This window comes from Bacillus sp. PS95, from assembly GCF_037963565.1.
Classification (GTDB): domain Bacteria; phylum Bacillota; class Bacilli; order Bacillales; family Bacillaceae; genus Bacillus; species Bacillus subtilis.
Genome location: NZ_CP150160.1, coordinates 3,621,179 through 3,632,554 on the forward strand (window position 1 = coordinate 3,621,179; position 11,376 = coordinate 3,632,554).

Genomic DNA, 11,376 nt, shown 5'->3' on the forward strand with positions numbered 1-11,376 from the left:
CCCCTAAGAGTTTTTTATTACTTTGTCTCAAGATCCTTAAGCATTAAAGCGCCATTTGAATCTTTTGTATATTTGACAACAACTTTTTGCCCTTCTGAAATGCTGTTCATTTTGTCCTGAAGGTCTGAACCAACCTGAATCGACGTCTCTTTATCATCAATAGTGACTGCAATTGTATGGCTGTCCGCCAAACCGGCAAAAGTGCCTTCCTTCGTTACTGTCTCTTCTGCAGCCGCATCCTGGCTGTCTGAATTTGTTTCTGCTCCTGATGAGTTCTGAGCTGTGCCGCACGCAGACAAAAGAAGCAGCATTGAGAACATTAAAATAGCAATTTTTTTCATTCCTATATCACCTCTCCACTTTTTATCGACAATTTTAAGCTTATTTTAAGATTTCTTTCAAAACAACGAAAAATTTTTGCGGATTTTCTTAAAATACCGAAACATTTATTACAAGGAGCCGTCTATTGTAAAGAATCAGACAAATTTTAGTTGTTTTCAAATATTAAGAAACTTATAATCGTACTAGATTACAAAAAAGCGAGGACTTTATTATGAGAGCTGAAAAAAGAAAGAAAAAAAGAAAGGCATTACTTGTCATTTTAGCCATTGTGGCCGTATTTGTACTCGGAACTGGCGGCTATGCATACTACTTATGGCATAAAGCAGCTTCAACCGTGGCAAGTATTCATGAAAGCATTGATAAATCGAAAAAGAGGGATAAAGAGGTCAGTATCAATAAAAAAGATCCTTTTTCCGTCTTAATCATGGGTGTGGATGAACGCGACGGCGATAAGGGCCGTGCCGATACGCTCATTTATATGACCGTTAACCCAAAAACGAATACAACCGACATGGTCAGCATTCCGCGTGACACGTATACAAAAATTATCGGAAAAGGCACAATGGATAAAATCAACCATTCATACGCTTTCGGCGGCACGCAGATGACGGTAGACACTGTTGAGAACTTCCTCGATGTCCCGGTTGATTATTTTGTGAAAGTGAACATGGAAAGCTTTAGAGACGTTGTTGATACACTTGGCGGCATTACAGTTAACAGCACATTCGCGTTCAGTTATGACGGTTATTCGTTCGGCAAAGGAGAAATCACGCTGAACGGAAAAGAAGCGCTCGCTTATACCCGGATGAGAAAAGAAGATCCGAGAGGCGACTTCGGACGCCAGGACCGCCAGCGCCAAGTCATCCAAGGTATTATTAATAAAGGCGCTAATATTTCTTCCATCACGAAATTCGGAGATATGTTTAAAGTTGTTGAAGATAATGTGAAAACGAACTTGACCTTCGATAACATGTGGGATATCCAGTCCGATTACAAAGGTGCGCGAAAACATATTAAACAGCACGAACTAAAAGGTACAGGCACGAAAATCAATGGAATTTACTACTACCAAGCTGATGAAAGCGCCCTTTCCGATATTACAAAAGAGCTGAAGGACAGCCTCGAAAAGTAAAACAAAAAGAAGCTTCGCACAATGTGCAAAGCTTCTTTTTTATTTGCCTGTAAATGAATCCGGTTGTTCTTTCCGGTACCCGTAATGAAACAGCAATTCTTCCACAATCCGGCGGGAAGCCTCTCCATCTCCATACGGATTAGAAGCCTGGGACATTTTCTTGTACTCATCAGGATCAGTTAACAGCTGTTTTGCCAGCTGATAAATGTTTTCCTCATCCGTCCCTGCAAGTTTCAGCGTTCCCGCTTCCACTCCTTCAGGCCGTTCCGTCGTATCACGCAGAACAAGAACCGGTTTCCCGAGAGATGGGGCTTCCTCCTGCACGCCGCCCGAATCTGTCAATATAAAATGCGATTTCGCTGCAAAGTTATGGAAATCAATCACCTCTAAAGGTTCAATCAGATGCACTCTGTCAGAATCACCAAAATGCTTCTGAGCCGCTTCCCGGACAACAGGATTCAGGTGCACAGGGTAAACGACTTGTACATCTTCAAATTCCCCTACAATTCTGCGGATGGCCTTGAACATGTTTTCCATTGGCTCACCCAAATTTTCCCGGCGGTGAGCGGTCAAGAGAATCATTTTATCCTCACCCACCTGATCGAGAACAGGATGTGAGTAACCATCCCTAACCGTTGTGTTGAGTGCGTCAATCGCTGTATTGCCCGTTACAAAAATAGAGTCGGCCTTTTTGTTTTCTTTTAATAAATTGTCTTTCGCCTGGCCTGTCGGAGCAAAATGCAAATCAGCAATCGCCCCTGTCATCTGTCGATTGAGCTCTTCCGGAAACGGGGAATACTTATTCCCTGTACGGAGCCCCGCCTCCACATGACCGACAGCAATTTGATGGTAAAAAGCGGCTAGGCTTCCGGCAAACGTCGTCGTCGTATCACCATGGACAAGCACAATATCGGGTTTGATATCTTTAAACAACTCATCCAATCTTACAAGTGCGTTAGACGTAATCTCTGCCAGTGTCTGCCGCTCCTTCATAATGTTCAAATCGAAGTCAGGCTTGATGTGAAACGCATCTAACACCTGATCGAGCATCTGTCTGTGCTGTGCAGTTACCGTTACATAGGAATCTATTTCAGGATATTTTTTCAATTCAAGCACAAGCGGTGCCATCTTGATCGCTTCAGGCCTGGTCCCGAAAACAGTCATAACTTTTAGTTTTTTCATATTTGTCACCTGGTTTCTTTGTTTAACGGGCTGTTAGATAGAATTTCGATTGGTCCGATTGTATAAATAGATCTACTTTCTTCTTTATTTTAAAGCACCATAGCTTTTTTTCAATATTTTTACTGCAAAAGTACACACTGACATCCTTTTTCGGAACCAATGTGGTTTTATAAGAATTAATGGATAAAACAATATTGGTGTTTTGTAAATAAGCCGGAGCAAACTTTTGCTGAACGAGATTCCGATCAACCTGTATCACTGTCCCATCAGCTGAACTGATTTGATTTTTTATTGGTATTAAAAACTCTTGGTTATTGCATTCGAGCAATAATAAAGATTGCTTCGGAAAAAACAATTGGCTTCCAGGAAATACGAACGTTAAATGCTGGTCCGAATCATTATCTCTGAATTCGACTTTCAGAACTTCCTGCTTTCTGATATCCACCGACAAATTATCATAGGTTTTAGTAAAGTACGGCCGTGCGCTGAAAGCATATTCCCCGTTATTCCCAATATATTTAGCATGTTTTGAATAAGGATACGGTTCTCTGCTGCTGCCAATTCGGACGCGTTTTTTATAGCCGTCTATCCCCGATTCAATAAAGAAATCCCACACACCAATATCTTCTTCATGAATAGCCAAATCAGTAAACTTCGTGAGAAATTCAAATTCTCCGTCCTTGGAATACACTGGAGAAATGATTTTTTCAGTTTTTCTATCACGGTGCACCCAAATGCCGTATAAAGTTTGCATAGCTTGATGCTCTGGTTGTAAAGCCGTGTGGGTAACCGACCCTCTTAATGTGAAAGTGTTGTCCTTCATTTGAAATTCGCTCACGTAATGACTGATTTTGTTTCTGTCATCAACAATCCGTTCATTCTCTGCCAAATGATATGAGATAAGGCTGGGATAGTTTGCTATGATATGACCATTTTTAACTGACGTATATTGGGCCATATTTTCTTTATCAGCTTCAAACTGCTTTAAGCCCTTTAGGTCATTATGGCGTACAAAGTGTAATTTTAACCGCGTATGAGAATGAACAAGTTTATCAATTTCCCGTGGTATATTTTGTTCAACAAAATGATGCAGCTCTGTCATCCATGTTTGCTGCTCCCGTTCGTCCTCGATTGTTACGGTAAAGTCCGTTGTTCTGGAAAAATCAAAATGACGATTCAAAAATTTCGCCATAAACTTCATTTTGCGATTATGTGAAAGACGGCTATTACGAATCATATCTATGATTACCTTCATTGCGCCATAGTAGCTTTGAGGCGCAACGTATGCAAACGTCATATGCTCGCCATCATGCTGTACAGCATAGTAATAATCATAATCGGCCAAGACAGAAATTTTGTCCGCTTCTAAATAAGCCTGCATGACAAATACCTGATCCTCTGTAGCCTGTATATTAGAGGGGAAATATATGTCATGCATTCTAAGCAGTGAGACTTTAAAAAGTTTTGTCGGTCCTATTGAGTAAACAAGCGGAGATTTTACAAGATCCGCCTCAGGTTTCGTTTCCTTAAAAATAGCTTGCGGGACCGATCTGCCGTTTACACCGACCATTTTCCCAAGCACAATATCTGAATCATGCTGTTTTGCAAATTGATACATTCTCTCGAACGCTTCGATTCCTACATAATCATCGGAATCAATAAAAAAAATGTATTCACCGTTCGCAGCACGTATCGCTTGGTTTCGCGGCTCCCCCGGCCCTCCCGAATTTTTTTCTCGTTCTATAACCGTTATATTAGAATACTGTTCACTGTACTTTTTTAATATTGAAACCGTGCCATCCTGTGAACAATCATCTACACAAATAATTTCGTACTCATTATTCGGCATGGTTTGTTGAACCAGACTATCCAGGCAGCGGGAGATAAAATGTTCTGAGTTGTATGTGGGTACTGCTGCAGTGATTTTCACCATGACACCTCTATCCTTATCCGCTTCTATTTCATTCGCAAAAGCTCATATAATGAACAAAAATGATGCAAAAACGTACTATTTCGTTATTTCAAATACTTCTTCCCATCTTTCAAATAATCGGGCTTCACTATATTCAGTATCCATTAAGTTCTTTGCGTTTTTTCCATATTGAATGGCTCTCTCAGGGTTGTCGTACAAATAAATGATACTTTCAGCAAGCATGTCAATATTATCAGGTTCTACAAGCATTCCCGTTTCGTGTTCTTTTATGAGCTCCCTCGGGCTGTATTTCACATCAAAACTGATAACAGGGGTTGCGCACGAAAACGATTCACAAATCGCGAGACTAAACCCCTCAAATTTTGATGTTAATAATGTGGCAAGCGCCTGCTGATAAAATGGAGCGGGATTTGCGACATATCCTTTTAAATGTACATTATCTAACTTAAGATCATCGATCAATTGCTGGTATTCCTCATGGCCGGGACCGCTGCCATATATATTCAGGACAATATCCGGCCGGGATTTTTTTACGATTCCCATTGCTTTTATGACCTTATCGATCCCTTTTTCCTCATGATATCTGGCCACCATGACAAATTCGTTTTTCTTCTTTTCATACGTTTGTAATTTTTCAAGCCTTCTTGGTGCATGAGGAATAACAAAAATATTATTGTTCGACTCAAAATCCTTCATGATATCTTCTTTTTGTTCATTCGTTAATACGATCAGCCCGTCATAATCCTTAATATGCTCCATCGCATATTGATGATTGGTTCGAACTTTGCTGCCTAACGTATAAGGATAATCTAAATGATTTGAGTGAACACAGTAAAATCGTTTTGCCAATCCTGCACGCATTTCATTTACTTTTGAAGCACTTCCGACTCCATCACAGATGATAATAGGGTCCTTTTCTTTCTCACATAACGTTTCAAGCCAATGTGTATGAAACTGGTGCTTGTTTTTGAAAAATACAGCTTCCTTTTCATCACGGCCAAACAGCATAACTCCTTGACTGGCTCCTGTTTTAAAATGGTACCATTCTGTTAAATAACAGAAACCGTCGGGTGCTGTGTAGTGAATTTGATTGATTTTTCCGCTTCTTGTATCGAATATCACAGTTTTATTTACATAACCGCCATGAAAGAATTCTCGCTTTGTCATTTGCATATTTTCATTGAAATGATCTACATATAAAAGATTATCCGACTCATCCCATTTTTTCTTTTTAATATATAAGCCATTCTTGAAGTATTCCGTTTCTAATTTTTCCTCATTATGATACGCAGCATACGGTTCTTCAAAGCGATTACGATTTTGATCATAGTAACTTTGTTGCACTTCCCCAATTTTTATATGCTTATGCTGATTTTTATAGTCATCATAAATATTGAGGATATTTACATCAGCATGCAGCCTTCCAGCGCTCTTCAGCACTTGCTCAATCTGATCATAATTGTCTTTATAATCAAGTGTAACCAAATCGATTTTATGGCCGCGCTCCGCAAATGTAAAAGATCTTGACATCATAGAGCTTGTAATGCCGCCTTTTTCAATGTCTATTTCATATATTAGTGAAAAGATCCTTCTCATCTTCAAACTCCTTCTTCTGGTAAAACCTTGTCTGCTATTTTTTCACAAACAGCCGTTTCATTAATTTTCTCCGAAATCCCTCGGCAGTCTGAACACGCAAATAATTATTTTCTTTTTCTAAAGTAACTTGCCAGCCTGAAATACTTTGTTTTGATAATGGAATTTCCTTTGAATCGGTTATTCGCACACCTGATGCAAAGAAGCTATTATCCCACTCGGAACAGAGATACAATTCAATGGTGGACAACTGATCTAATACAGAGTGAACACGAAGTGTACCGCTTACGGTAAATATTAGTTCTTCCTCGCTGTTTACTTTTGCGTTAAACGTGCTTTCAGTGCCGCTCTTTTTATTTTTTAATTTCCAATACATTTTATGGCGGCCAACAGAATGGGGAGGAATGCAGCCTTTAAATTCAACCTTGGCTGACAGATATAAATCGGATTTTGATTGCCATTCTGCCATTAACAGCTCAACATTCATATCCTTCAATTGATTATTAAATGGCACCTGATCTATTAGTTTGTCCACAAAACGCTTGCGGGTAAACGGCTCTTCAGAAACGTAATAAATATTTGTGCGAGGCCCCGTATTTTTAATTATGTCATGATATCTCTTCAAGGAAGGAACCACAAAAGCATCAAGGTGGCCTATTTCCTTTTCAGGGTTTTCCAACATCTCATTCGTCTCTATAAAACCTAGATACATGGAAGAATATTCAACTGAAAGAGATTTTAATGTAGTATATAACTCAACTTCAGAAGTCATAAATAAATAATCCGCTTCCTTTATCAAGCGGCTCAGAAAATAACGGGCAAGTTCATTTTCTGAATACAATACACTGACTATATTCTCTTTTTCGTCAAAAATGACAATTTTTTCAGTTGTTCCATCATTCTTATACCATTTTGTCATATAACAAGTGCCATCTGCCCTTAAATAAAGATGCTGCTTCGGTTTGTTAGTGTCCAGATCCATGTACATTAAGCTGTGTACATATCCAGACAAATCATATTCTTCCCTTTTAAATCTTTGCCTGCTTTCATTAAAGTAATCAATAACAGCAAGTTCTCCTGATGCTGTAAACCTTTGATATTTGATATAACGTCCATTATTGTAATAACGATAAATTGGCTTATTTGGTTCTTGAATATATGTTAAACCTTCTTGTTCAATCGGATGCTTGATTTTATCTTTCTGAGGTTCAGAACCTTTAAAGTAGCTGTACATATTAATAACAGCAGTATCTTTAAAAGAAGAAGGCCCATTGGGCTCATGATGTAAAGTGACAATTTCCATTGGATAATTCCAATCGATCGTATTGATACTAAACTTTTTTGCAGCATTCAGCTCTTGACAAACAAATGCTAATTTTGGAGTAGAAACCTTAATCGTCATCATCTATTTATTACCTTTCGAATAAATTCGTACAGTCACATTTTCAGAACTACATTATATCACTTTTGCTGAGCAGGCTCTAGAGATGAAGAAGCTGTTATATTTCTTGAAATACCGGATCAGGTGAAACTGTTTTATCTATCAATTAATGATATTTTTTTGTATTTCTTCAACCCCAAAGTCACTGAATTGACTCTTGTTTAATATTGGTTTTTCTTATATGATTAAATGTGTTTAACAGAATGAAAATAGGGTATTGATGAGAAAAGAAACTCAAACATTTTAAATACTCTGCATTCAAAAGAGTGACCCTAAATCTGTTCTTAAGGAAGGTGCTTTGAAATTGAAAAAAGTACGTAAAGCCATAATCCCTGCCGCAGGTCTCGGAACGAGATTCTTGCCGGCTACGAAAGCAATGCCGAAAGAAATGCTTCCTATCGTTGATAAACCTACCATTCAATACATAATTGAAGAAGCTGTTGAAGCCGGTATTGAAGATATTATTATCGTAACAGGAAAAAGCAAGCGTGCGATTGAGGATCATTTTGATTACTCTCCTGAGCTTGAAAGAAACCTAGAAGAAAAAGGAAAAACTGAGCTGCTTGAAAAAGTGAAAAAGGCTTCTAACCTGGCTGACATTCACTATATCCGCCAAAAAGAACCTAAAGGTCTCGGACATGCTGTCTGGTGCGCGCGCAACTTTATCGGCGATGAGCCGTTTGCGGTACTGCTTGGAGACGATATTGTTCAGGCTGAAACACCAGGGTTGCGCCAATTAATGGATGAATATGAAAAAACACTTTCTTCTATTATCGGTGTTCAGCAGGTGCCTGAAGAAGAAACACACCGCTACGGCATTATTGACCCGCTGACAAGTGAAGGCCGCCGTTATCAGGTGAAAAACTTCGTTGAAAAACCGCCTAAAGGCACAGCACCTTCTAATCTTGCCATCTTAGGCCGTTACGTATTCACTCCTGAGATCTTCATGTATTTAGAAGAGCAGCAGGTTGGCGCCGGCGGAGAAATTCAGCTCACAGACGCCATTCAAAAGCTGAATGAAATTCAAAGAGTGTTTGCTTACGATTTTGAAGGCAAGCGTTATGATGTTGGTGAAAAGCTCGGCTTTATCACAACAACTCTAGAATTTGCGATGCAGGATAAAGAGCTTCGCGATCAGCTCGTTCCATTTATGGAAGGTTTACTAAACAAAGAAGAAATCTAAACAAAAAGGCTATTGGACATTCATCCAATAGCCTTTTTTTATTTCAACATCAAAGTCAGTGTATGCTCTTCATTATCAACTGTGAAGACAAGATCAGCTGTATTCACAAGAAAACGATCCTTGCTGCTGTCATACAATACATCGCTATCACTTAAGGATAGTGACGCCGGGTTGATAGGAGAAATGTTATGAAAAATAAGCTCTGTTGCTTTATCATTCTCCAGCACATAGCTGATTTTTTCATAATCAAAATCTAACGTTTTTCTGCCGTCAGCCGTATCCCCTTCAGTATATCCATTCAATTTGGATTGAATGCTGGTTCTGCTGTCTCCCAGGAATTTCAGAAAGTATTCATAGGAAGATGCTGCGTTTTGCGAGACATAAGACGTAAATGCAGCGGCATGCAATTCAGCATGTTTCATGTTAGTTGCAACAGCGCTCTGTTTCACATAATAAGAGTGCCCGTCAAACTTTATTTTCGCTGCTTGTTTGCCTTTTGCAGCTACCGTCACTTTTGTACCGAATGGCAGTGTAACGTCAGCCTTCTGTTTCAAACCCTGATCCTTATAAGCAGCCGCTTTTTCATTTGCTATAAACCCTTGCTTATTGACTGCGGTTAAGCGTTCCTCTGACTTGCCCTTTGCATTGCCATGATGATTCTCCACTTCATTTTGCGGGATAGCGCCAAACGAAGCAATTGTACGAAGCGGGGCATTAAAGAACATCGTTCCTGCCATGAATACAGTCAGAATAGACAAAATAGCAATTTGAACCGCATTAGCCAATGATTTCGGCTTTTTCTTCTTTTGGCGGAAACGGGCAAACGCTTCAGGATCTTCTTTCTTCCTCTCTTCCGTCTGCTCTTTTTTATATGTCTCTTTTTCTTTTTTAGACAGCTTATTAAACCAGTCAATAAACGCTTTATACTCTTTGACAACCGTTTTTGTTTCATCAAACATACGAAGCTCACCATAGTGCATCCAAGCGACGCGGTCACACATCTTTTCAATCTGGCCGATCGAGTGGCTGACAAAGAAAATCGTTTTCCCTTGCTTTTTAAAATCATTTATTCTGTCTACACACTTCTGATAAAACGTTTGGTCCCCTACAGAAAGCGCTTCGTCAATAATTAAAATGTCAGGGTCAATATGCACGGAAATCGCAAAACCGAGACGCGATTTCATCCCGCTGGAATAGTTTTTAACCGGCTGATTAATAAAATCGCCAATCTCAGCAAATTCAACGATGCTGTCATACATATCATCAATTTCTTTATTGGTTAACCCCATCATCAAACACTTGAGCCGGACATTGTCCCGGCCCGTTAATTGGTTATTTAAACCGGCAGCAATCGCAATCAGCGACGGCTGGCCGTTCATTTCAATTTCACCGCTGGTCGGTGGAATAATTTTAGCCAGCAGGTTAGACATGGTTGATTTCCCTGATCCATTTATCCCTACAAAGCCGATTGTCTCTCCCTCATACACGTCAAAGGAGACATTCCGCACAGCAAAAAAACCATTATCCTTAGCCGGAAAAAACAATCCTTTTATCTTGTCCGATTGTTTTTTATACAAATGATATTGCTTTGAAACATTTCGAAACGAAACTTTTAGTTTCATCGTACAATCTCCTTACGTATTAAAGAAAGTCAACAAACTTGTCTCTGAATTTCATATGCAGAATAGAACCCACTAACAATAAAAGGAATGTGAACAGCCAGAAATACAGCGTGTACTTCATGTCTTGGAAAAACCATTTTCCGTCTAAGAAGCTGTTCCTAAATCCTTCTATCAGATAAAAAATCGGATTCAGCTTAAGCACAGGCAGAAGATTCGGGTGATTTTTCCCGAGCTGCTCTGAGATATTCCAAAAAATCGGAAGTAAAAAGAACAATAATCTGGTTACGGCCTGCAGCAGAAATTGATAATCTCTGACAAGCACACTGATTGTAGAGTTAAACAAGCTAAATGAAAACATAAACACAATCATGCAGATTAAATAGTAAATATATTGTATCCAATGCAAGCTAGGGTAAACACCGCTTGCTAAAAGGACAATGACATAAACACCCATCATTACAAAATAACTAAATAAATTTGAAGCAATCACTACAGAAGGCAGTGAACTGATCGGAAAATTCATTTTCGCAACCATATTGATCCGTTTAAATACACTGTTTGATCCATCCAAAATCGTCGGGCTAATAAAAAACCACGGGATCAAACCAGCCAACATCCAAACAATAAAAGGAACTTCTCCAATACCTGTTATGACTGGCTTGCTGTTACGAATCCCCATACCAAATACAAACCAATACGCCAGCATTTGAATGAGAGGATTGAGAAACTGCCATAATACGCCAAGATAATTCATCTGATACTGAGACTTTGTCTCATACGAAGCTAAGCGCAAAATTAAAGGAAACGATGTCACTTGCTCTTTTACGATTCTTACTAATGCATTCATTGTTTATCTTCCTTAGACTTAAATGATTTTTTGGATCTTTCGGTTAAAGAAATTTGAAAGCACCGGTGAATATTGTAACAGATATTGAGGTTTTTTTCACT

9 protein-coding genes are annotated in these 11,376 nt (G+C 39.1%); 2 read left to right on the plus strand and 7 right to left on the minus strand.

The features are described 5' to 3' along the window. Positions 1 to 17: 17 nt before the first annotated feature. Positions 18 to 341, minus strand: coding sequence for a hypothetical protein (locus NSQ12_RS18855; protein ID WP_015384797.1), 324 nt, complete (start codon positions 339 to 341; stop codon positions 18 to 20). A 212-nt stretch (positions 342 to 553) separates the two neighbouring features. Here NSQ12_RS18855 and lytR point away from each other — a divergent pair, with 212 nt between their 5' ends. Next, complete coding sequence (gene lytR / locus NSQ12_RS18860; RefSeq protein WP_144500506.1) at positions 554 to 1,474, plus strand: transcription antiterminator LytR; 921 nt, start codon at positions 554 to 556, stop codon at positions 1,472 to 1,474. 39 nt (positions 1,475 to 1,513) lie between these two features. Here lytR and wecB read toward each other — a convergent pair whose 3' ends face one another. The 4 genes from wecB to NSQ12_RS18880 all read right to left on the minus strand — a co-directional run bounded on the left by wecB (position 1,514) and on the right by NSQ12_RS18880 (position 7,587). Then, a complete protein-coding gene (gene wecB, locus NSQ12_RS18865) occupies positions 1,514 to 2,656 on the minus strand; it encodes a UDP-N-acetylglucosamine 2-epimerase (non-hydrolyzing) (protein WP_144500505.1) in 1,143 nt (380 codons plus the stop codon). Positions 2,657 to 2,678: 22 nt separating this feature from the next. Continuing rightward, entirely contained in the window at positions 2,679 to 4,589 is a 1,911-nt protein-coding gene (locus tag NSQ12_RS18870) for a glycosyltransferase (RefSeq protein WP_029318775.1), read from the minus strand. A 75-nt stretch (positions 4,590 to 4,664) separates the two neighbouring features. Beyond that, a complete protein-coding gene (locus tag NSQ12_RS18875; protein WP_029318774.1) occupies positions 4,665 to 6,185 on the minus strand; it encodes a glycosyltransferase in 1,521 nt (506 codons plus the stop codon). Positions 6,186 to 6,219: 34 nt separating this feature from the next. Continuing rightward, positions 6,220 to 7,587 carry an alpha-glucosyltransferase N-terminal domain-containing protein gene (locus NSQ12_RS18880; RefSeq protein ID WP_101172236.1) on the minus strand — a complete coding sequence of 456 codons (1,368 nt, stop codon included), beginning with the start codon at positions 7,585 to 7,587 and terminating at the stop codon, positions 6,220 to 6,222. 340 nt (positions 7,588 to 7,927) lie between these two features. Between NSQ12_RS18880 and galU the strand changes: the two genes are divergently transcribed. After that, entirely contained in the window at positions 7,928 to 8,806 is an 879-nt protein-coding gene (gene galU / locus NSQ12_RS18885) for a UTP--glucose-1-phosphate uridylyltransferase GalU (RefSeq protein WP_003227944.1), read from the plus strand. Positions 8,807 to 8,844: 38 nt separating this feature from the next. Here galU and tagH read toward each other — a convergent pair whose 3' ends face one another. Next, a complete protein-coding gene (gene tagH / locus NSQ12_RS18890) occupies positions 8,845 to 10,428 on the minus strand; it encodes a teichoic acids export ABC transporter ATP-binding subunit TagH (RefSeq protein ID WP_088327089.1) in 1,584 nt (527 codons plus the stop codon). Positions 10,429 to 10,447: 19 nt separating this feature from the next. Then, complete coding sequence (tagG, locus tag NSQ12_RS18895; RefSeq protein WP_014665585.1) at positions 10,448 to 11,275, minus strand: teichoic acids export ABC transporter permease subunit TagG; 828 nt, start codon at positions 11,273 to 11,275, stop codon at positions 10,448 to 10,450. Between the last annotated feature and the right edge of the window lie 101 nt (positions 11,276 to 11,376).

What these genes read in the sequence shown, in the direction of transcription:
- tagH (WP_088327089.1), bottom strand. Translation starts at nt 10,428, where the DNA reads ATGAAACTAAAAGTTTCGTTTCGAAATGTTTCAAAGCAATATCATTTG.
- NSQ12_RS18870 (WP_029318775.1), bottom strand. Translation starts at nt 4,589, where the DNA reads ATGGTGAAAATCACTGCAGCAGTACCCACATACAACTCAGAACATTTT.
- NSQ12_RS18875 (WP_029318774.1), bottom strand. Translation starts at nt 6,185, where the DNA reads ATGAGAAGGATCTTTTCACTAATATATGAAATAGACATTGAAAAAGGC.
- lytR (WP_144500506.1), top strand. Translation starts at nt 554, where the DNA reads ATGAGAGCTGAAAAAAGAAAGAAAAAAAGAAAGGCATTACTTGTCATT.
- NSQ12_RS18855 (WP_015384797.1), bottom strand. Translation starts at nt 341, where the DNA reads ATGAAAAAAATTGCTATTTTAATGTTCTCAATGCTGCTTCTTTTGTCT.
- NSQ12_RS18880 (WP_101172236.1), bottom strand. Translation starts at nt 7,587, where the DNA reads ATGATGACGATTAAGGTTTCTACTCCAAAATTAGCATTTGTTTGTCAA.
- wecB (WP_144500505.1), bottom strand. Translation starts at nt 2,656, where the DNA reads ATGAAAAAACTAAAAGTTATGACTGTTTTCGGGACCAGGCCTGAAGCG.
- tagG (WP_014665585.1), bottom strand. Translation starts at nt 11,275, where the DNA reads ATGAATGCATTAGTAAGAATCGTAAAAGAGCAAGTGACATCGTTTCCT.